Origin of the sequence: Microbulbifer sp. CNSA002 (assembly GCF_047324085.1) — a bacterium.
Lineage (GTDB): Bacteria > Pseudomonadota > Gammaproteobacteria > Pseudomonadales > Cellvibrionaceae > Microbulbifer.
Genome location: NZ_CP172449.1, coordinates 1,090,122 through 1,112,719, shown reverse-complemented (window position 1 = coordinate 1,112,719; position 22,598 = coordinate 1,090,122). Strand labels below are relative to the sequence as shown.

The window sequence follows — 22,598 nt, the reverse complement described above, 5'->3', positions numbered from 1 at the left end:
CGGCGGTGATCTTCCTAAAGGGGACTTTCACCTCATTACTTCGCTCCCATACTGGGCGTACCAAGTTTAGGCAGCCGACGCCTACGGCGCAGATGCTAAAAGCGTTAAGGCTATAGACTAAGTATCGAGCATGTGAGGAAATCATCAATGAGGGGCTGAGCTCATTTACACCCATACTACTTGGCTGTGGATCAGGAGCATTTGGCCTTGTAATGATTATCTCTGCACCACCAACTGATAAAGTAATCGGCTTCTATGTCTTCGCCAGTGCTTGTTTAAGCATTTCATTTGCCTGCATGTTTACTGGTAGAGTTCGTCAATTTTTCGGTAGCTTCATTGGTCTTGGATTGTATTCTGTACTGTCGTCCGCTGTTGCGGACACAATAACCACGGATAGATTCTTTTGAGTATTAGATATCTTGCAGAAACAAAAGACTACAAAGTCTATTCCATCTTCGAGTCTGTGTATTTAAAAAATAAGTCTACTTGTAGAAATCTAGTCGAGCATGAAGAAGAGGATCAATGTATAGCTTGGATCTACGGCGATCCAGATTCAGCTGTAATATCATGCGATGGAAGTTTCATTGTAGTAGCAGGATGTGGAATAACAATATTTTACATCGAAACTAACCAAGCAACTGAGCTATTTAACGAGCCTGATGACATTACTTGGACTGAGGGTATATACCAGAGCTCTGAAGATGATTGTAAATATGTCCGATTTAATGCACTTACCAAAAAAGATAACTTAAAAATACATCGCTTAGACACCCAAAAAGGTAGTCTGGAGGTGTTAAGCTGATGGCTATAAATCAGGTAGGCCCTAGTTTTTAGCTACCGGCCTCACACCACCCATCGTGCTGGTCCGCAATGGGCCGTGCCCTATCCCTGATGAATCTCTACTCAACAACAATATCGTGCAGCACTTCATTTGAGCTGAGTATCATGACAGTGCATTACCTCAACTTTATCCGGCTGGCAACATATTGGCAGGCTAGTCCTATCTTTTAACGCGTGGATTTTGGGTTCAGGACTTCACCATATCTAAGGTATTAGTCCTGGCATTAAGCTACTATGCCGCCGGCTGACTTATGTTTAACCACCTTTGTCATTACGACCGAGTCGCCGCTAAATTTTATATCCATTGCGATAGTGGCTCGCGAGCTGGGCCTACTTATGAGTTAGCAGCTACGCGGACGGCTTCATAGCAGTATGCTTATCAGACCTCCCCCGAGAAAAGCATGAACTTCCACTACCCAACTGCATCATGACTCTACCTATTAGCTCACAAGGCTTCGGTGACCTACCCACCTCGCCTACAGGCGAAGCCTCATAGGATATTTCTGTTCCTCAGTTCATAGCTTTAATAGCGGCTTCATCCCCACAAGATCTCACGGTGTTACAGTTGCCATTCGCTAGCAGTTATCATTTAATGGCGCCCATTAAATGGTGATTTTCCTACAGTGGACTTTTACCCCATTAGTTCATATCCAAGCTGGGTGTACTAAGTAAATCCATGTGACTCCTACCGTGGCACCTGATTTAGGCGTTATATTCCAGGAGAGATATGTTAATCCGAGGTAATGTAACCAACATGAGGGAGCATACTACAAAGAATTTTTTATCCATTTTGGGCTGATGGAATCGGCATCGTGTTTTGATATCTATTAGTGATGAGGATGAGCACCTTGATGTCCCCAAGAATGGAAGTATTAAACGTTTGGCTTGCTTCCGTGCTATCTGTCATGAAGGGAGCAACCGCACATAACATCAATCAGATTTCAGGTCAAAATCACATCTCAGTATGTGGCGAAGTTCTAAATATACTGTAAGAAGGCGAACTTAAAATAGCTGTCAAATCGCTGCCATCACCAATAATGGCCAAGTTTGAAATGATGTACAGGTGAAGGCTGGTTAGATTATTAAATTCAGCAGTGAGCTGCAGCTGCATGCACAATATAATAATTTCAAGCACGGTCGCCCACAATCGGGCTGGACTCGTCGCTGCGCTCCTCGCCCGTGTTACGGGCATCAGGCCCTTGGTATTAATCAAGGGGCCAGGCCGACAAGCTTAGATACGGCGACGGAGCTACACAAAAGGCTAACCCCATTCTCATATGAACGTACATGGAGGAATAATGAGATTAACGTATTTCTTTGACACGGCTCAGGAAGCAGAGTCATTCTTTCTTAGCCTGGTGCCACTATACTGCGGTGAGACTACCACTATTGATGTGACACTTGATGAGTTTAGTTTAGGGCTCAGTGAATTGAGTGAGATCTGCACCATGTGCTCCTGGCACTGCGACAAAGGCGGCATCTATGCATTTCTGGATTTTGAAGGTGACGCCTTCAAGATTGCTGATCAGATAAAAGCCACGATTGATAAAATACTTGAGCCTATGGACCTGCGTTATCGCGACTGCCAAGTGGAGAGGTCCTTAAGCGCCTTCGCTGAGGACGAAGAGCCTGACCATCTGAGACTAACCTGGCCTGAAAGCTGGGAACAGGCCCCAAATTTGGGCGAGGGCTGTACGTTCAATTACAATATTTATGCGCTTTTGCCGGCTGAAAATAAGCTGTATACGGGTAAGTGTCTATCTGAACAGCAACAAGCTAACCTAGTTAAGCACTGGTTAGATTACGGTGGTCTCACTGTCGAAGAACTCACTATGTACTATTGGTCAGACGGGGCCGATGGTAACTACACTCCAAGTTCACTCGAAAACATTTTGACTGCTATTTACGGGAACGGTCTACAGAAGTGCGGCTATATCAGTATTGCGTCAAAAAAGGGGCAGTACGTGAAGCGCTTGATCCAGGACCTATTGTTACCAAATGTAGAACTTTTCGATATTTCAGATAGTGGTTATGAAGGCGCTGGTAACGAGATCAAGATTGTCAGTGATAGCGGCGTGCATCTGCAGTTCAACCTGAGGCGAGAGCTATCGGTGGAAGAACGGCAGGCTATTATGAAGCGCTACCAACAGAGTGATCTTTACAAGTTTATCAATACCGCTTTTTCCCGCCTGTTTGACATAGAGCCTGCCTTGGTGTTAGAAGATGATAACAATGCAAACGTTGAGTTTGAACATGCCGATCAACTCGAAGGGCACCTTGTAGCGCTATCAAACGCACTCAAAGGCGGTGGCTATAATATCTCAGCGATTAAGGTTAACAAAGCCCTGGTTAATCTTGGCATCCTTAGAGAGATGAAGGTACGAGGAGTTAAGACCCCTAAGAAGTCCTTCACTGAAGAACATTCTCCATTTGGTGAAAATATCCCTAAGTCTCATCGCAAGAATGATATTGAGGCACGGTATTATCCAGGAACTTTCAGAGCGCTGATGTACCAATTGGGAGAAGCTCCTTCTCTTACTGAGCGGTGATCGCACCACGCAAGAACTGTCCCACCAAAGATCTCTGGCATTAAAAATGAGATGAACTCCAGGATATTAAATACCGAAAAATGAATGGGTCGAACACTGCTTTGTAAACGAGTGCAATGCCCAAATCGGGTATCCGGTAGTTTCTAGCTACCGGCACCCACACCACTTATCATGCGGGCCCGTAATGGGAAGTTTCCTGCCCACAATGAATCTCTACCCAATGATTGTCTCGAGTAGCGCTTCAATTGAGTTAAATGTCATAGTATTGCGCTACCTCAACTTTATCCGACTGGCAATATATTGGTAGGCTAGCCCTGTCTTTTAACCCGTGGATTTTGGGTGCAGGGCCTCCCCCTGCCCAAGGTATTCATCTTGGTATTAGGCTACTATGCCGTCGGCTCAATTCTGTTTAATCTTCTAGGCCATTACTGACCGAGGCGCTACAGTGTCCATGGGCACCTAGCCTCCGAGTTCAGTCTTATAGGGTGTTTCTGCTTATCAGCTCGTGGCCCTACCCGCGGTTTCCTCTCAACAAGACCTCACTGTATTGCAGTTGCCATTCGCTGGTAGTTAGCATTTAATGGCGCCCATTAAACGGTGATTTTCCTATAGGGGACTTTCACCCCATTAGTTCACGCCGATGCTGGAAGCTTCGCCCCTTTGGGGCTGGACAATCACTCTACGCTCCAGCTACCAGTGATAAAATCGTTATGTGGAAGTATATATGCTGAAGAAATTATCGGTACTATTGAGTTCTATTCTTTATATATCTTGTACGAATAATATCCCATATACCTCAATCTCGAAGGATAACTACGGGGATGATACTCCAGGCTACAAAGAGAAAGACTTAGGCGGCGGTCGCTACGATATTGAAGTGTGGGGGTACGAAAATACTAAAGAAGAATTGTATGTATATTATCTGCATAGGCGATCCCAAGAGCTCTGTAAATCTGGATATACATATATACCCAAAGCTATAGAGTTGGTTATGGTTTCTAGTGGCCGGCAACCCAAAGTGAATTCAGGTAGATTGTGGAGTATACAGTGTGTAAATCCATAACGGCCACATGAATGGGATAGTCGGTAGTTTCTAGCTACTGGCCCCCCATCATGGGAGACTGCAATGGGTAACTCCCAATCCGGAATGAATATATCACATAACGATATCAACTAAGTACACTGAGGGTTAACTACAGTAGGTTAAACAGATCTTCCCAGATAGGAGCGTGAACTTTCACTACACGACTGCATCACTAACTCTTTCCACTAGATCACTCGGCTGGGTGTCCTTGGCCACCTCGCCTCCATGCTAAGTCTTATAAACTACTTCTGTTCATCAGCTCGTAATTTTGCTAGCGGCCTCCTCCCCACAAGACCTCATGGTATTGCAGTTGCCATTCGCTGGTAGTTAGCATTTAATGGCGCCCATTAAACGGTGATTTTCCTATAGGGGACTTTCACCCCATTAGTCTACGCGCTTACTGGGCGTACTAATACCGTCAAAAATGCCCTACGGGCTGGACTCCGGTGCTAACGCACCTCCGCCCGTTATCCTAGGCGTTATAAAAACCATCAAAAATAGGAGATTTAAATGGCTGAAGCATGGGGAACCGTAGTAATAAAAGGTGATGATTCTATAGTTGATCTTATTAAGGCTGACGATGAAAGTATCGAGTGGGCCTCAATGGAAAGTCTATTCTTGGCTTTAGGATTGGGACAATTGAAAGATAGTCATTATAAGCTTGAGTACTGCAAGGGCAATTCATTTTATCATGAGGGGATCCAGCGTGGGAATGGAATTGCTTCTATATCCATATTTGGTGATGAGTGGATGCCCGTTGTAGATGTCTTAGCTAAAAACGCACGTGGAATAGAGATCTACGCGAGAATCAGGGATGAATATGGCACGTCAGCCTATTACATACTGACAAAAGAGGAACAGCGGTTTAATTCTTCCTTGGACTACGAATGTGGTGTTGAAGAAAGCGAAGAGGCAGAATTCGAGAAACAATGGAGTTCTTTGGTACCTTCTGAAATAAAAGCGACATATTTTTCATAGCGATGCAGTTTTACAAGTCGGTAGCCGGTAGTTTCTAGCTACCGCCCCATACCATCCATCGTACGGGTCCGCAATGGGTGGTTCCCCATCCGTAATGAATCTCTACCCAGCGATAGTGCCAAGCAGATCTTCACTTGAGTTGAGTGTCATGGCAGTGCGCCACCTCAACTTTATCCGGATGGGAAACATGCCGGTAGGCTAGCCCTATCTTTTAACTCGTGGATTTTGGGTTCAGGCCCTCAACCTGTCCAAGGTATTAAGCTACTATGCCGTAGGCTGGCTTCTGTTTAATCAGCTTAGTCAATTACTAACCGCGGCACTGATATGTCCCAGTACTTTTGTCTATCCCCACGATGGTGGCTAGCGGGTTGGGCCCGGTTATGAGTCAGCGGCCATGCTTACAGTTTCACAGCAGCAATCTAAACGGGCCTCCCCAGATAAGAACGTGAACTTTCACTACACAACCGCATCATTTACCCTACTCGTTAGGTCAAATAGTTTCGCTGCCCTTGGCTACCTCGCCTCCAGGCTAAACCTTATAAGATGTTTCCGTTTGTCAGCTCGTAGTTTTGCTAGCGGCTTCCTCCCCACAAGACCTCACGGTACTGCAGTTGTCATTCGCTAGTAGTTAGCATTTAATGGCGCCCATTAAATGGTGATTTTCCTATAAGGGACTTTCACCCATTAGTCCGCGTCCATGCTGTACCAATCGCTCCCCTTGATCGCTGGTACAGCCAAAAGGCTGCGCTTATCTGCCTGCCCTTGTACAGGGCATGATATCTCAGGAGATTGAAGAGTTGTGATTATTAGGAATATGGTGTTAGTAATACCCTTTCTGGGGCTAGCTGGGTGTGCTTCAACCGAGTTGAAAAAATCATTTAAACCAGTAAAAAAAACATATGAAACTATACAATTCAATCCTGTATTTGGAGAGGTGACCAGTAAACACCCAGAATATTTAAAGGCCCAGAAAGAGTGTGAAAATACTGTTTATGATGACGGGGTCAAAATTAATGATATATTAGTATATGATCGCTCAAAGCTAAACGGAATATCCACTAAACACATGTCTGAATATATTAAAAATAGATCATCTCGAGGTTTAGGCATTAATGGATCATTTAATTTGGCCAGTGCAGCTTTATCTATTCCAATTAAAAGTGATACCCCCTCTTATCAGTCTAAGGGTAACCCCAAAACATATGAAGATTATACGAAAGAATATATGACTCTGGAGAAGCCGACTGAAATTAAGACTATTAATAGCCTTCAGGATAAATATATTAAATGTATGCAAGAAGAGAAACATTTTGAGCCTTTGAAGTTTATAGTAAAGAATGCTGAAACAGGCGAGATAATAAGGGTACACAAAGTCAAGAAATAGACTATATCGAGTAGTTGGCAGCTTTAAGCTGCCAACCATTTTGCGGGTCCGCAATGAACAGTCCCCTATCAGTAATGAACCACTACCTATCGATAGTATCGAGCAGCACTTCACTCAAGTTGAGTGTCATAGCAGTACGACTGCCCCAACTATATCCAACTGGCAACTTATCGGTAGGCTAACGTCTGTTTATTCACCTTGGCGATAGCTGACCGAGGCGCAGCTGTGCTCCTCCATTCTTTCTATCTCCACGTTGGTGGCTATCGGGTTGTGCCTAATTATGAGTCTGCGGCCATGCTGACAACCTCCCCCAGCAAGACAAATAAATCTCCTCCGATAAGAACCTTGACTTTCACTACACAACCGCATCATTGACTCTACCCGTTAGATCACCCATCTTCGATGTCCTTAACCACTTCGCTTCCAGGCTAAGTCTTTTAGGATGTATCTGTTCATCAGCCCGTAGCTTTGCTAGCCGCTTCCTCCACACAAGACTTTGAGGTGTTGGTGTTGCAGTTGCCATTAGTTAATAGTTAGCATTTAATGGCGCCCATTGATTGGTGATTTTCCTATCGGGGTCTTTCACCCCTTTAGTTCACGCCCGTGCTGGGCATACCGAGCGTAGGCAAGCCGACGAAATTGGCGCTGCGCTTCAGCCTTACTCGTGCTAAAAGCGTTAGGTGTACGCATGGATATTACGATTGATGGGCCAACTTTCTACGATCAAGAAGATGAAAATATTTTCTTTTCCTGTATCTATGAGCTTCCTGACTACAAACAAGTACGAGGCCATGGAATGGAACTCACTATCAGCTTTAACCAATCACCTTCAGATGAAGCCATAATTAAATTATTGGTAATCTGTAGGCGCTGGCATATTAGTGCAAATGTACTTGAACGCTTTAAACGTAAAACAAATTTAGAGTGCTACCTGTGGAAGAATGAAATCCCAGGGTAAAGCACTTAACAAATAAAGGCTGTGCGCCTTATGGATAGGACGTGCTAACGTGCAGTGCTGCTTTGGGTATTATGTGTAATGGCGAGAAAAAATGAAAACCTTTGCATTAAGCTTGATTATTATTGGTAGCGTCATTGGTCTTTCTAACTGGGCATCAGGGCTAAGTGCTTTGATAAAGAAAGGTAGTACATCATTTTCCCCATATATAGGCGGTATAATTTGCTTGGGTGGAGTATATTTACATCCAACATTTCACTTGTCGGATTATTGGTGGCTTGCTTTAATCGTAGACTTTACATTGCTTCCATTAATGTTAGTGTTAGCTTGTCAAGCTGCTAGAAATAGAGGAAGTCGTGAAAAAACATAAATTTGGAGCAAGTAGTTTCTAGCTACCGGCCCCCACACCACCCATCGAGCTAGTCCGCAATGGACGACTCCCGATTCGTAATGAATCTCTACCAGACAACATTATTGTCCAGCCTTCATCTGAGCTGAGTGTCATGAAAGTACGCTACCTCAAATTTATTCAACTGGAAATATATCGGTAGGCTAGCCTAATCTTTTAACTCGTAGATTTAGGTTCAGGCCTTAACTCTGCCAAAGATATTAATCTTGCATTTGACCACTATGCGGCCTGCTGGCTTCTGTATAATCACCTAGCCATTACAGACCGAGGCGCAGCTGTGTTCCACCACTTTCATCTATCCCGAGATCGTTGCTAGCGGGTTGGGCCTACTTATGAGCTGACAGCCTCACAGCAGTAAGTTACACAGCCCCCCCCAGATAAGGACATGAATTGTCACCACACTACTGTATTATTTACTCTACACGTTAGATCACTCCGCGTCGGTATTCTTGGCTACCTCGCCTCCAGACTAAGCCGTATAGGATATTTCTATTCGTCAGCTCGTAGTTTTGCTAGCAGCTTCCTCCCCCACAAAACCTCACGGTGCTGCGGTTGCCATTCGCTAGTAGTTAGCATTTAATGGACCCATTCAACGGTGATTTTCTTACAAGGGACTTTCACCCTGTTAGCTTACGTCTATACCGGGCGTACCAAGTGGCGGCAATGCTGAGTCCATCACTGCCGGACTCAACATTGTGTGCCTCGCCATTGCGCCAGGCGTTAAGCACACGCAAGATTATGAACCCTCTCCATTTTATCGCGGCTGCTGAACTCGATAATTGATAGAGGAAAGAATAATGGATGATTTAAGAAGCAGGGCTGCGAGAAGATCCAAGACCAAAGCTAAGCCCCATAAGAATAGTGCTAGAATTGAAAAGCCGTGGATTTCGGAGAAAAACTGGAAGTTGATGTATATACGCTCTGAAAAGCTTCGTAGAGCTAGGCAATTAGGAATCGAGTACCCCAAGCGAACTATGCTTCAAATCCTAAATACTGAGCTTCCTGAGAAAGATTAAGATATGCGAAATCTCCTATTCATATGTAGCCGGAATCAGTGGCGTAGTCCTACAGCTGAAGCCATTTGGAGAAAACACCCTGATTTCAACGCTAAATCTGCGGGTACCAGCCCGCGGGCTAAAAAAACAGTCAGCTCAGCGGATATTCGCTGGGCTGACGTGATATTTGTTATGGAACAAAAGCATAAAAATAGGCTAATAGCAGAATTCTCTAGAATGCTGGATCATAAGCCAGTTCATGTCTTAGATATTCCAGATGAATACAAATACATGGACCCAGAGTTAGTTCAAGAATTAGAATCGGTTGCTGGGGCGTACTTAGAGAGTTAGTGTCCAGGTTCAGCCCTTACAAAATTTAGGTAAGCTGAAAAACTACTACACCTGCGGTTCCGCAGTTCCCTTCTGCTAAAAACGGTAGGCGTGTAATATCGACAACCTCTTTGAGACATAATAATGAAGAAACTCAAAAACGAAAAAGAGTTAGTGAAAAAGGCTATAGCACTCGGTACTGCATATGGCACCAAGCGAGGAGTTGTCGAGTTCGAAGCTACCGATTCAGCTCACGAGAAACTCGAATATATTTACCGTCTTTTAGTTCACGATAAAGTAATTCAACCGCTTCCAGAAGACAAGATATCACAGAAGGCAATCATGCATAGGTTGGCAATTTGGGCTTCAAAGTACTGAGCGCTCTGATAGGGTTTTCAACTAAACCAGGTAGCCGCTAGTTTCTAGCGAACCGCCCGATTCATGCCACCATCAGACAAGATACTTTGCCCATTGATGTATCGGGCTTCATGAGAGGCAAGAAAGACACAGGCCTGCCCGATTTCTTCGAATGTGGCAGTGCGCTGTGCGGGTATGGATCTGCGGGCAAACTCCGACAGGTTTACGTTTTCACAGAAGCCCGGCATTAAATTATTCATGCGAATATTGTATCTTGCATAACGATCACCATAGAGCTTGGCAAAACTGTGTAAAGCGCCACGCAGCATGCTCATCGGATAAGGCGCTCTCGGCTCAACCGTGTTCATTGAAGAAATATTGACAAATGCCCCTCCTCCCTGCTTGATATAAATCGGCGTGACTATACGGGCAAGCTTGACGACATTGAGCACGTACATATCGAGGCTCTCATGCCAGAGATCGTCGCTTAGCTCAAGCAGGGGGCCGTTGAAATCAGGATCGAACCCTACTGTTTTAATTTCTTCCGGCACCCCGCCACCATGGCCCATATTGCTAACGATGGCGTCAATACGGCCATAGGTTTGCATCGTATCGTCGACCATTGCCTGCAGATCTGCGGTTTCGAGAACCGAACCCTGCCGCCCTATGCCACCTAATTCCTTGGCCAGTTCAACACTGCGGTTGGAAGGGGACATCAACGAGACCTTGTAACCCGCCTTAGCCATTTCGCGGGCGCAGCCGGCACCAATTCCCTGACCAGTTCCGGTCATAATAGCAACTTTTGTTTCGGACATTACGCTATCCTCTAGTGCAAATAATTCATGGGTGGAGATCAATATACGATCTTTAAAAGTGGCAACAAAAGGATATAATTACATGTACTTATGAGTTTAATTCATACCAAAACACGATCTTTACCATCTTTGGCCGGCTTGCGTGGGTTTGAGGCTGCGGCAAGGCATATGAGTTTTACCGATGCTGCGAAGGAGTTGAGCGTTACGCAAACGGCGATCAGTCACCAAGTGAGAAATTTGGAGTCGAGACTGGGTGTAAAACTGTTCCATCGAGCGGGGAAGTCGATTTCATTGACCGATGCTGGGAAAAAGCTGTTATCCGAAGCCAGTGAATGTTTTGATCGACTCGAAAATGCGCTCCACCTCATCAAAGCCGAGAGTCAATCTCCGGTGGTAACCGTGAGCGTAACCCCCAGTTTTGCCAGCAAATGGTTAATACAGCGGTTAGGTAACTTCTGGAGAGCCTACCCTGATATACAGTTGAATGTTCACCATACCCTGGCTCTCGCCAATTTCACTAACGATGGCGTCGATATTTCCATTCGAGCTGGTGACGGAAACTGGCAAGGTTCAGTGACCAGGCTTTCGTTGCCGCTCGATTTAAGCCCGATTTGCCACCCTTCGCTGCTTAACGGCAAAAATCCTTTGAAAGTGCCATCCGACCTCAAGTATCAAACCTTGCTGCATGAAGATAATTTTGACGATTGGGCATCGTGGCTCAAAGCAGCCGGGGTCGACGATGTCGATCCGCGATCAGGTAGCGTCATGAATGATGGTAACTCTCTCGCAATTGCAGTCGAAAACTGCCAGGGCGTTGCACTGGGCCGAATATCTCTAATCGAGGATGACTTAAAATCTGGAAGAATCGTAAAACCATTTGATATAAGCATTGATTCCAACTTCTCTTATTATCTTGTCTGCCCATACGAAAAACTTGATAACCTTGGAGTACAGGCTTTTCGTAACTTTATACTCAGCGAGATAAGTCAAACTGTTTAACGTAAGTCAGGGGAGAAATAAGGTATCGCTTCACAACAATCAACTATCTGGACACGATAAAGCTTTACCGATAACCCTAATCATTATTGGCTTCATGTAAATTGAAATTTGATTGATAATTTGGAATACATAATTATGGCATCCAACTTTTAGATAGTTTGTAGTTACTGCAAGCACCTATCTACACCTTAACTCTCACTTCCAAAAAACTTTCCTAAAAGCTGGCACCACAGTTTCATTCAAGTACTATCGTTTTAAGTCAACAAGCCTTACGACCTTGCTAGTCCATCATAGAGTGCCAATAAAAGTTAATTTGTTGGAAAAGTATGGTATTTTTCCCTGTGAATTTATATGGCAGTAGCCAGCTAACGTTTACTGCTAAAGAGTAAATAGGTCGTTCCGAGAGCACCAGTTATAATCAGGCAGCGCAAGCTTATGCTGAAGAGTGGTTATCCAAAGAAGTGGTCTCGGAAGAATACTTTCTTACCCAATTTAATGAGGTTAAATCTTCTGAAGATAAAAGTTCAGAACATTATCAAAATAGTGGATTTCGTGATTTTTAACGTCCAAACGTTCGCTCAGTGAAATGGAGCTGTCTACAATTTTTGAATTAAAAGACAACGGTCCAGATAAATGTAATCTACATGAAAACCGTATTGTCAAGTTGATCCACTCTAATATACTACCTGACAGTCGACTTGATTGGATTGTACAATATCGAGAGACATCAGAAAGGCCAGTACAAAAAAAGTACTTTAGAGAAAAACTAACTAGAGAAGTCGAAAATAGCTCTGTCAGCGAATGCTTTGAAGAAATAAAGTTATGTGGTGATATTTATATCCAAGAGTATATTATACTCCGTAGCGTTCTAAAAGCTGAGCATGTAAAATGGCTTACTAAAAATGGCAGCAATAGAAAGCTTCGAAATATTGCTAAGGAGTTATTAAATAGCAGCAGATTTAAGGATTCAGTCGCCTTTATTGCTCACAAAATCATCCAACTGTATGAACCCGGCGCTTAAAGTATTAGCAGTAAATAGATGGCGAAGACAATAGAAAAATTGAAAACCGAGTATTAAAGGATTAAATATATGAAGTATTTTTTAGCATTTTTTGTTGCGTATGTTGTTTCCAGGCTTATTTTTAGCAGTTTTGATTTTCAGTATTTTTTATTTAGCGAGTCATTTGATATTAGGAAGCTGGCTATAGATGCTGGAGTTTTTGGGATTCTATTCTTTGGGGCCACCCACGCATTCGGATGGCTAGTGCCAAAAAAGAACAATAAGAGTGGTGCATAACCAGTTAAAAACTTGCAGCGAGGGGCCCAGCTACGTCCGGTTCGCTACGCTGGACGCGCTTTACAAAACGTTAAATGTATACATATATAAAATGCCAAATGGAGAAAAGCTAAACCATATCCAACCTTGTTTTTAGCCATGGTCGAAACCGTTAACACAAGAAAACAGATAGTCAGCCTTAATAGGGAAATAAACGCTCAGTCTGAGACAGGAAAGTATGAAGTGGCTTAAAATAAGCCACTTCTATCACAAACAGCTAATATCTGCTAAAGCGGTAGCGGCATAGGTTTTTCATTCACCTTAAGCTCGCTGTCTTTCAGGCTGACATTTGAGATGTAGCCGTCATTGGTAGACACTAACAAACCTTGCTGTTCAAGAGACTCTAATATGGTCGGCACTTGTTGAGCAGCTATTTGCTCCAGTTGCTCTTCACTCATACCTTGAGTTTGAGGGTTATTTTTCAATTGGGCTTTCATCACTTGTACGGCAATAAATTCAATCACAGCTTTATCGCCACTTAGCTCTCCGTCAACCAAGGTGTGTGACAGCCAAAAAGCCGGATCTAGCGGTTGCTCCGGTAACGCACTGATACCAACTAAGCTAGTATGAAGGTTACTGTTAAAGCTGCCTTGTGGGAAAGTGCCACGTAAGCTGGTAATGTTCAGTTGAGGCTCGCCAGCCACTAAAGATAGCAAGTTTTCACTCATAAACTCCATTGTCTTAGCAGTTGCTTCTTCCGTAGGTAGTTTATTGAGTGAGACGGCAAAGTCCTGATAAGACTTCAAAAATTCCTGGCTGATATTGGTGACCTCAAGCTCAAGGGCCAGATCTTCACCGTGGAATTCAGCTATATCGACCTTTTTAGTTCCATAGGCAACTTGCATATTCCCCAGCTGATTTTCTGGGTTGAGTTCAGTACTGGCCTTTATATATAAATCAGCAATGTCAATATTTTCGTTTTGCTCTCTATCATTAAACTTTACGGCACCAAAATTAATTGTTGTATCAGAATCATAAAAAGCACTTTCAAACATTGCTTCAAGGGAGGAAGGCATGGTCATATCCATAGTCAACCTTTCAACCTTAAAATCCCTTAGCTCGGAAGTAACGGTAAGGCTATCGGCACTCCCCTGGTAAGCTAGTTGCTCACCCTGATATTGCCCTTTGCCTTGAAAACCGCTAAAAGTTAACTGAGCTTTTTGATTCTCAACATCAGTAGTAAATGGCGTAATGCTATCGTTATAGTAATAACCACCTAAGGCATTCATATTGCCATGAATCTGGTAAAAAGGAGCTTCCTCAGCCCAAACCAAATGTTCACGCAATTGATCACCGGCAACTTCTAGTGTCCAGCCAAGCCAACCAAAACCGGCATGTTCGCCGAAACGGAAAGGGCCGTGGGAAGCACTAAAATCTACTTCTACAGAAAAAGGATCAATTTCAGGGGCACCTGATACATCCGAGAAGGCACTGACATCCATGCTTACCAAAAAGGTAGTCTGGGTTGAAAACCAGGATGAATCCATGCTTTTTACTTCAACCGTGTATGCCGAATTTTCATTCGCGGCAGTAACTATTTCATCAATGGATGACTCAAGTTGAATGCCAACAATTTTCGGCGCAACAACACCAGTAAGCACTGCTGCAGGAAGCAATACTGTTAATACTTTTTTCATTGAGATAAATCCAATTTACAAATGGGATGGAAGACAGGTCTATTATCGACAGCGTTATTTTCAGCATTATCTCATATTTACAGACGACTGTAAGTCAAAATGTATACTTTTCTAGTAAAGACTTCAGGCGTAATAGATATTAATTACAAAACAAGCGTACCTATAATGGCAATAAGTAAAGCAAGCTCTATGAATTCTATTGCGTACGTTATCTTGACCGGTGCGCGGTAATGGTGGAAGAAATTTACTACGCAGTACTTGGAAAGTCGTGAATCAAATTCTGGATGAAGTTTTGCTCCATTAAATAGTCGCCTCCCCCTTGGATATATTGGGAGAAGATTCCGAAAATACTTGTGAAGAACACCTTGTTGCATTCTTAACAGCATTCATAGTTAGAGTGATAGCTATCATTAATCAACTGATGGTAGATACGATTACCACCGTAGATATCATCGGCCTGCATCCAGGAATGGGGTATAGATCACAACAGAAAAGTTGAGAAACTGCATAAGGAAGTTGACTCTCCAAAAAATTGGGAAGCGTCCCTGAAAGCCAAAAAAAACTTAAAGATGCGTGTTCATTGCCCATAAAAAATAGCACCCCAGTACCAGATACCTATATAAAACGCCCACTCATGGTTTTTACATACAACTTAGCCCTGAGAAAAGCACGCGAGATAGAGAGAACTGTCGAATTACGGGGCACACTAACTCTAGTGTAATAATAGTTATAGAAACCCAAGAATTTGAGTAGAGCCGAAAGTTGATGATGCACGAATAGACCACAAATACACTGATTTTCATAAGAAAAACAGTGTGTAAAGCGGGAAGTGTCTATCATCAACTCTCTTTGCCGGGATCCCATATATTAGAGCTGAAAGTTTAAAGAGAGAATCAGGTATACCAGACTGAGCTAGACTCCCAATGGACAAGTGATGTGTCCTTCCTTAAGATCAATATGAAAGAATGACCACATAAGATGAATATAAGCTAGCGTCTACTTTACCGGTGGAGGCTTATGCAACAGGAAGTGCAAAAGGCGTAAGTAATCCTATGAATCGACGCAAGCTATTATCATTAGTTACCACTTTGAGCATATTAATTGGCTTAGCCTTTGTCGCAACACCATTTTTTGCCTCTATGAATCCAAATAAAGCTGCTAAGAGCAGCTCAAAAATCAGAATAGATTTGTCCGAGATCCCAGAGGTTGGAGCACTAGAAGTCGATTATCAATGGTATAAAGCTCTTGTGGTAAAAAATCCTGAAATGACAGTTTTCGTAGTGCCCTACTCCGATGGGACCTATTGGTTACCAGACCCCACCTGGGCGCGCCCTTTTCTGCCATGTAACAAATTCCTCATTCGAAAAGATGGCTTTTATTGCAAAGATCCCAGCCTCCATGAAGGTTGGCATGAACAAGCTCAATGGCATTCACAGGGGAGCAATAAAGGTACATGGATGCCCGATCTACAAAAGCTAAACTTTAGGATTCAGGGAAAGTACATAGTACTGAGTCCAGAGTACAACTAATTACCAACAAGTCAATACAGCCGATCGATTAAAGTGTTAGGAAGTAAAAAATAGCCATAATGAAAAATATATTTTTACCTATGGTTCTAATTCTATGCTCCTGCTCGTCAGGTATAGATGAAGACAGTATAAATATAGAAGCAGCGACTGAGTCTTTGGAACGGCTATTATTAAAATGTGCAGAGAAAGGAGAGTATTTTTCTAGTGAAGTAGAACATATTGAGCCAATCGGAAAAAGACACTCCTATTGTGACCAAAGTGGTGCTTATATCAGATATGGTTATGTATTCGTTTCTGAGTACGGTTTGTATATGCCTGCAAAGGGAGTCACTGTTATAGAATCTGATGGCTCTGACCCCAGCTATAAAAAAATCCATGAATCTGTCTATAGCTACAAAATTCGAGGGTAAAATTCCTAACTGACCATGTATTCGGCATAAGGGCAAACCAGATAAACTAGATTTAAAAGCGGCGGAAACTACTACTTAGTAAAATTTTAACAAGTATAAAGCCTGCTAAAGTCTTACAAAATAGCGCCCTCTCCAGGATACTAAAAACACTATGCGTATCGTTCTAATTATTTTGGCAATAGCTACTGCTGTCAGTTGCGCTGTTCAGGTATCTTACGAAGGTGACGACAACCTTACCAGAAGCCTGTTAATTCAAACTTGGAGTAGGCCCGGAAAACATTGGACCTATCAAGAAGGAGGGAAAGGCGAGTTCAAAACATATATTGGCCACCCACACTTTCCGCTCACTTATGATTTTTTTGGTCTATGGAAGACTCTGTGCTGTATGTAGAATACGATCACTATTATGAGAAAGAACAAAGAGAATACACATGCAATATCCTTGAGCTATAACAAACACGCATGGTCCTTGAACCTTTACACTGAGGGCGTAAGATCGTCCTCACTGTATACGAATTTTAAAAATAATTGCCATCAGACCCTGAAAGTTTTATTGGGGGCAAGTCGAGACTAACCGATAGAGACTCCTGACTGTAAATGCAATGTTTAAATACTCACTCGAGCGACAGCTAATACGGCCTGAACCTGTTACTTCATCTTCCAAGATATCCTGAAGAGTGTCAGGTAAGGCTATTTTCCCGGTGAGGCAACATTAGCAACTTCCATAAAACTACATTGCTGTTGATTGCTACTCTTGTCATATCAAGCAACGGAGTAAGCCGACATATTTCTATCTAATACACCGTAACGGGTCATATCTTTTTGGCCTCAGACAATGCTCTTTGCGATGAGGCGATGTTATTGCTGACTTCCTCATCAGAAAAATCAAGGCGAGTCAGTCTCGCATTCAAGGTTACAACAACCGCTAAAACGGCTAATAGGACAGCAGCTGGTAAAGCGGTGCTGAGCGCTTGCCCGGCCAGTAGGTGCGATCCCGAAGCCCCGATCAGAGCTATCGAGAAGCCAGCATATCCCCACTGTTTAAGTGTTTTAAACTTTGGTTGAAGAATTGCAATCGCGCCAATCAAATAGGCGGTTCCTAAGATTTTCAACAAATAAAGCGGGTAGCCTAAATCAACCGTTGCCTGAACAATGGCTTCCTGTCCTGTTAGTTTAGCCATGCCTGATATCATCATCAGCACCGCGAACATAGAAGAGACCAGGTGAAATATGACTGCCTGTTTTCTCATGAAGGGAATCCTGTTTCGTTAAATGACGAGTACAGATTAGATGTTCTCTTATTGCAGTTATATAGACAAAAAGGCAAACTTCTATTGCATGAATGCAACGTCAGGGTAATGTCATGGATTGGAACGATTTGAAGGTCGTTATCGCGCTTGCAGAGAAAGGAACCTTAAAGGCGGCTTCTAGGCAGTTAAATGTTAATTCAACCACTGTGTGGAGGCGGATCCAGCAGCTTGAAAGCAAGCTTTCAACGCAGCTTTTTATTGTTAGTCGTCGCGGCTACCAACTGACTGAGGCGGGGCGAACTGTTTTGGATAGTGCCAAACGAATGGAGTCATTGGCCGATGGCATCCTCATTCAAAGTTCTCTGCAACATGACAAAGTTCAAGGTTTAATTCGTGTTACCGCACCCTCAACAATGGCAACGACCACTTTGCCCGAGTGGGTTAGTGAATTCCGGAGGCCATTCCCCGACGTTGAGTTTGAGATCCTTGAAAGTGAGCAGGCTCTGGATATCGAGCATCGCGATGCGGACATTGCCATTAGGGCAAGTCATACAGCACCGAAAAACCTTATTGCACGTAAAATGAGAGATGTAAACTTAAGCATCTATGCCTCTGAAGACTTTTTGAAGGCTAGTGGGTATAACGCTCCTTTCAAGTTGTCCGAAATTGAACACCTAACAGCTATTGACTACGTGTACTTAGATAACCCAGCAGTGCACTGGTATCAGAAACGAATTAAACACAACGCTAAATCCATATATTGTAATTCTATCACTACAGCATTGAACGCTGCGCTTAATGATCAAGGAATAGCTTTGCTACCAACTGATGATTCGTATGATCTTGTCGAACTCTATCGATTGGATGCTAAGTACAACTCATCTTTGTGGGTTCTGGCTAATAAGGATCTGAGAAACACAGTACGTATCAAGGCTTTTTGGGACTTCTTAATTGCCAAAATGGAAAGTTATAAAGTTCAATGATTTAAATTTTTCTATACTGCCCAAGAAATCCGAGTTGGTCCATCTGATTTTATGAATATCCTAATCGCGGAGTCGCTAAGCCCTTTGCCAATATGCACTACAATACCTAATGGAGAAATGCAATGATCCATGGAAAATGGTATAGATAGACTTCTAGACAAATTAATCACATCAGGCATTGGACAGACCAGTGATCACAATTATCAGTCTGTAGTTCAATAGGACTACCAAATGTTTATGGTACCTTTTATGGATTATGTTTAGTTAGTAGCCCTTGATAACGGCTACCTAAACATCGATATAACATAATCACTCGTAAACGTCATTAACAAAAATACTGTAGATTGGACGCACCAATGCGCGTCACTGCTTACAGCATTCCAGACACTCAGCCAGTTTCTTAATGATTTCCGCCCCATAGTGCCCGCCCCATTTTAATTTGTCAGTATATTTACCCACTTGGTTGCCTTTAACGTCCAGCACGGTGATTGACACACTTATTCCATTCCTTTAGTTCTCTCTAGTCTTATGCTTTCAGATCAACATATCTACTTCTTCTGATACTCGAGCCATATCCAGCTCTCCTGGCTGAGGGATTTGAAGGTATCTCTTGCGGAAATAGATGTGGAACCCGAGGACGTTAGACGCAAAAGAAAAAAGGTAGGCGTAACGCTTCCAGAGCTTGAAGAGTCGCTCCAAGCCACTGAATGTTCTTCACTTTATTGAAGAAGAGCGGATTTCTAGCGTATGATTAATATAGTCACAAAAGCATCTTTATGACTATGCCAGCCAACCCTCTGGATATCATATTTTTACTAAATATAGTATTTTTGTATCCCTAGGATATTTTGACGAATGATAATGTTCAGCTGCTTTTGAATATACTGTTAGGGCAACATTATGCAAAAACTAATTACTATTTTATGCTTTCTTTTTGCTAGCCCAGCTCTAGGGAATGAAATTCTTGGCAAGTATAAAAGTGAGTCCACGATAGGCCTTGGCTTATTTGGCGGGCATATTTTAGTGATTGAAAATAAAGGCTTCATTCATAAAATCACTACTGATATAATGTGCAATAAAAGTGATCCAAATTGCCACCTTAATAAAGTGCCCTATAAACCTTATAAAGGTTCATATTCTTTACAGGGAAACCAGATTACCTTTGACAGTGAATTTATGGATGAAAAAATATATTATTATGTAAAGTATCACAATAAAGAATTTCTCTTAACTGAGACAGATAAATTTGCATTTGATCAAGCAAGAAGATTACCACCAGTGGTATTAGTAAAGATTTCGGATAGTCCGGAGCGAAACCAGCCTTAGCAAATTGCGGTACAATCATTTTTAAAATACTCAGATTGGACTAACCACACTTGGCTTCGACTGCCCGTGCTGGCAATATTATGCACATCAAGGGAATTGCCTGTTAACTCAAAGAGGTTCAAATGAATACGTTAGTATTACTTATAATTTTTGGTTACTTAATTATCTATATGTTCTTAGGATTGAACTTTTTGATGATCCTTATGGAGCAAAAAATTAAGATTAAGCTTAAACTAAGTACAAAGAACTTTTATTTTCCTATAGATCCTGAGACCAAAGAAAATCTATCTAAGCTCTTTAGCACTGAGACAAATCCAAGCGGATACTTAAGTGCACGAGTATACGGTATTGGTTCATTTGTAATGCTACTAATACCCATTTATTCAGGTATAGCATATAAGGTATACCAAATAATCCAAGGTATGTATGCATAAGAAGTTGCTTACATTGGCTGCAGCCCTTTGGACCTCTGCGGAATGTCCACGCCCCATGGCAAGACATTAAGCGTCAGGAGCAATTGAGTGAAACGAGGCTCAAAAGGGAGTGATAGAGAATTGGAGAAATTCTCCAGTATGTCTCTCCCTGACACAAATAAGGAGATTGAGCGCTGTATGTGGGGCTCAAAAAATGGTGGTACTACTACGGGACGTAAATCATTTTTCAAACGTCTAGTGTGGTTAGAAGAAATTCGAGAAGAAAGACACGGTATAGAGGCTCCTAGGCGTGATTTCAAAAAGCACTAAAGTACAAACACTTAACAAGCCGCTCAAACTTATTCCGATTGTAAAAGGCGGGGCGTTAACTGACTAGTGAAATCATGAATAAGGGAAAAGGAATAACACTTAGGCTCGTATTGGTAGTTGTAGTTGCAGCTGCGATTTCATTTTTCTTTGGAAGCAGCTTCTATATGACCGTAGTGATGGTTACAGCTCTGGGACTGTTAGGCGAGATGGTGCATATGCCTGAGAATATGCCAGGAGCTGTCGACAACCACGAAGGAAAAGAAGTTCACCCATTTATTGCAATGGTCATTGGAGTGCTTGTTGTATTAATTTTACTAATCATAGGTTTTTTGTTTCCAGAGATATATCGTTATGATTTTGGTTCATACAGTTAACAAACCGAAGCAATCGATCCCCTTGTTCGCTGGGATAGCCAAAACACAACACTTTTTTATCTACCCTTATACGAGGCTTTAGCAGAGAAATCATATTGAACCTAATATAATCTGATATCAATGACGGTTATCATTTCACAATCAACAGAAATGATGGGACGGTATCTATCGGTGAAGCACTTGAATTTTTCCACGGTAATTTTACTCTACCTTCACTGACTTGCACCTTAAGACCATATTGGTAGACACTTGCAGTATCAGCAAGAACTTGGAATCATCGAGTAATGTCAGGAATACTAGAATTAGAGCGTCTTTTGAGCGAAATGAATCCCGAACTTATTGAAGGTGAATTTGTATTTTGCACTGTTTCAGGCTCATTAGCTCAATATATTGAGTGGAACCCACTTGCAAGCTTCAACGAAAAAGAAGGATTAACACTTGTCTTAACAAAGGATATCGCAAGCCGTGAGGGCTTGCAGTTTAGAAATACTTACAAGCAAATAACTTTAACCGTACATTCTAGTTTAGAGGCTGTTGGATTAACAGCCGCTGTTTCCAACAAACTAGCTTCGAAGGGTATTAGTGCAAATGTAATTGCAGCATACTTCCATGACCATATTTTTGTACAATCAGAAAAAGCAAGGGAAGCGTTGATTGCATTGAAAGAAGTCGGAAAGAACAGTTTATAAGTGCTCCAACAAGGGTATATACTGGCTGACTACTACGTTGCGTGTCAGATTTTGACCACCTCGTATATGCCTATCAAGCAAGTGTTAAGATTTTAGGGTTGAGAAAGTATGGCAAAGGAAATTGAGCGGAAGTTCTTAGTTGATAAAAAGGCTATTGCTTCTTTTACAGGTGGAAAGAGAATCAAACAAGCCTATATAAGTACGGAGTCCAAAGCTGTAGTCAGAGTTCGCGTAATCGGAGATCATGCATATCTAACATTGAAAGGTGAAAGTAAAGGAATTACACGGACTGAGTTTGAGTATCCAATACCCTTTGAAGACGCAAATGAAATGATTGCGGAGCTATGTGATGGTCCCATCATAGATAAAACGAGATTCATAGTAGAGCACGAAAAACACACCTGGGAAATAGATATCTTTCATGGAGACAATGACGGCTTGATTATTGCTGAGGTCGAGATGCAAAGTGAATCTGAAAGTGTGGAGTTGCCGGAGTGGATTGATAAAGAGGTTACTGGAGATCCAAGATATTACAATTCCAATTTATTATATTTTCCATTTAAAGATTGGGACAAATCATAACTAGAACGTACACAACATTGACACATGCTTCGCTGAGCTAATCA

General features: G+C 42.4%; 21 protein-coding genes. 18 read left to right on the top strand and 3 right to left on the bottom strand.

The window, feature by feature from the left end:
• Positions 1-403: 403 nt before the first annotated feature.
• From ACG1BZ_RS04845 to ACG1BZ_RS04810, 8 genes are all read left to right on the top strand, one after another.
• Positions 404-802: a hypothetical protein gene (locus ACG1BZ_RS04845; protein WP_413664614.1), complete on the top strand. Its 399-nt coding sequence runs from the start codon at positions 404-406 to the stop codon at positions 800-802.
• Between the two features lie 1,336 nt (positions 803-2,138).
• Entirely contained in the window at positions 2,139-3,389 is a 1,251-nt protein-coding gene (locus tag ACG1BZ_RS04840; RefSeq protein WP_413664613.1) for a hypothetical protein, read from the top strand.
• Between the two features lie 1,594 nt (positions 3,390-4,983).
• Positions 4,984-5,451, top strand: coding sequence for a hypothetical protein (locus tag ACG1BZ_RS04835; RefSeq protein WP_413664612.1), 468 nt, complete (start codon positions 4,984-4,986; stop codon positions 5,449-5,451).
• A gap of 799 nt (positions 5,452-6,250) precedes the next feature.
• Positions 6,251-6,835, top strand: a complete 585-nt coding sequence (locus ACG1BZ_RS04830; RefSeq protein WP_413664611.1) for a hypothetical protein — start codon at positions 6,251-6,253, stop codon at positions 6,833-6,835.
• Positions 6,836-7,523: 688 nt separating this feature from the next.
• Positions 7,524-7,793, top strand: a complete 270-nt coding sequence (locus ACG1BZ_RS04825) for a hypothetical protein (protein WP_413664610.1) — start codon at positions 7,524-7,526, stop codon at positions 7,791-7,793.
• Positions 7,794-7,884: 91 nt separating this feature from the next.
• The gene (locus tag ACG1BZ_RS04820) at positions 7,885-8,160 is read left to right on the top strand and encodes a hypothetical protein (RefSeq protein WP_413664609.1); all 276 of its coding nucleotides are present in this window, start codon (positions 7,885-7,887) and stop codon (positions 8,158-8,160) included.
• A gap of 1,058 nt (positions 8,161-9,218) precedes the next feature.
• Positions 9,219-9,545, top strand: a complete 327-nt coding sequence (locus tag ACG1BZ_RS04815) for a low molecular weight protein tyrosine phosphatase family protein (RefSeq protein WP_413664608.1) — start codon at positions 9,219-9,221, stop codon at positions 9,543-9,545.
• A 123-nt stretch (positions 9,546-9,668) separates the two neighbouring features.
• Positions 9,669-9,902, top strand: a complete 234-nt coding sequence (locus ACG1BZ_RS04810; protein WP_413664607.1) for a DUF5062 family protein — start codon at positions 9,669-9,671, stop codon at positions 9,900-9,902.
• Positions 9,903-9,946: 44 nt separating this feature from the next.
• Here ACG1BZ_RS04810 and ACG1BZ_RS04805 read toward each other — a convergent pair whose 3' ends face one another.
• A complete protein-coding gene (locus tag ACG1BZ_RS04805) occupies positions 9,947-10,672 on the bottom strand; it encodes an SDR family oxidoreductase (RefSeq protein ID WP_413664606.1) in 726 nt (241 codons plus the stop codon).
• Between the two features lie 192 nt (positions 10,673-10,864).
• On the opposite strand from ACG1BZ_RS04805, the gene ACG1BZ_RS04800 reads away from it, so the two are divergent.
• From ACG1BZ_RS04800 to ACG1BZ_RS04790, 3 genes are all read left to right on the top strand, one after another.
• The gene (locus ACG1BZ_RS04800; protein ID WP_413664605.1) at positions 10,865-11,695 is read left to right on the top strand and encodes a LysR substrate-binding domain-containing protein; all 831 of its coding nucleotides are present in this window, start codon (positions 10,865-10,867) and stop codon (positions 11,693-11,695) included.
• A gap of 586 nt (positions 11,696-12,281) precedes the next feature.
• Positions 12,282-12,716, top strand: coding sequence for a hypothetical protein (locus ACG1BZ_RS04795; protein WP_413664604.1), 435 nt, complete (start codon positions 12,282-12,284; stop codon positions 12,714-12,716).
• A 69-nt stretch (positions 12,717-12,785) separates the two neighbouring features.
• Entirely contained in the window at positions 12,786-12,992 is a 207-nt protein-coding gene (locus ACG1BZ_RS04790) for a hypothetical protein (protein ID WP_413664603.1), read from the top strand.
• A gap of 266 nt (positions 12,993-13,258) precedes the next feature.
• Here the strand turns inward: ACG1BZ_RS04790 and ACG1BZ_RS04785 are convergent, their stop codons facing one another.
• Positions 13,259-14,668: a YdgA family protein gene (locus ACG1BZ_RS04785; RefSeq protein ID WP_413664602.1), complete on the bottom strand. Its 1,410-nt coding sequence runs from the start codon at positions 14,666-14,668 to the stop codon at positions 13,259-13,261.
• 1,052 nt (positions 14,669-15,720) lie between these two features.
• Here ACG1BZ_RS04785 and ACG1BZ_RS04780 point away from each other — a divergent pair.
• Entirely contained in the window at positions 15,721-16,197 is a 477-nt protein-coding gene (locus ACG1BZ_RS04780) for a hypothetical protein (protein ID WP_413664601.1), read from the top strand.
• Between the two features lie 59 nt (positions 16,198-16,256).
• Positions 16,257-16,607 (top strand): hypothetical protein, encoded by a 351-nt coding sequence (locus tag ACG1BZ_RS04775; protein WP_413664600.1) that lies wholly within the window; start codon positions 16,257-16,259, stop codon positions 16,605-16,607.
• An 812-nt stretch (positions 16,608-17,419) separates the two neighbouring features.
• On the opposite strand, the gene ACG1BZ_RS04770 is transcribed toward ACG1BZ_RS04775, so the two are convergent.
• Entirely contained in the window at positions 17,420-17,857 is a 438-nt protein-coding gene (locus ACG1BZ_RS04770) for a DoxX family protein (RefSeq protein ID WP_413664599.1), read from the bottom strand.
• A 113-nt stretch (positions 17,858-17,970) separates the two neighbouring features.
• On the opposite strand from ACG1BZ_RS04770, the gene ACG1BZ_RS04765 reads away from it, so the two are divergent.
• The 5 genes from ACG1BZ_RS04765 to ACG1BZ_RS04745 all read left to right on the top strand — a co-directional run bounded on the left by ACG1BZ_RS04765 (position 17,971) and on the right by ACG1BZ_RS04745 (position 22,554).
• A complete protein-coding gene (locus ACG1BZ_RS04765) occupies positions 17,971-18,840 on the top strand; it encodes a LysR family transcriptional regulator (protein ID WP_413664598.1) in 870 nt (289 codons plus the stop codon).
• A 900-nt stretch (positions 18,841-19,740) separates the two neighbouring features.
• Positions 19,741-20,166 (top strand): hypothetical protein, encoded by a 426-nt coding sequence (locus tag ACG1BZ_RS04760; protein ID WP_413664597.1) that lies wholly within the window; start codon positions 19,741-19,743, stop codon positions 20,164-20,166.
• A gap of 817 nt (positions 20,167-20,983) precedes the next feature.
• The gene (locus ACG1BZ_RS04755) at positions 20,984-21,283 is read left to right on the top strand and encodes a hypothetical protein (protein ID WP_413664596.1); all 300 of its coding nucleotides are present in this window, start codon (positions 20,984-20,986) and stop codon (positions 21,281-21,283) included.
• A gap of 284 nt (positions 21,284-21,567) precedes the next feature.
• Positions 21,568-21,972 carry an ACT domain-containing protein gene (locus tag ACG1BZ_RS04750; RefSeq protein ID WP_413664595.1) on the top strand — a complete coding sequence of 135 codons (405 nt, stop codon included), beginning with the start codon at positions 21,568-21,570 and terminating at the stop codon, positions 21,970-21,972.
• A 108-nt stretch (positions 21,973-22,080) separates the two neighbouring features.
• A complete protein-coding gene (locus ACG1BZ_RS04745) occupies positions 22,081-22,554 on the top strand; it encodes a CYTH domain-containing protein (RefSeq protein WP_413664594.1) in 474 nt (157 codons plus the stop codon).
• Positions 22,555-22,598 lie beyond the last annotated feature (44 nt).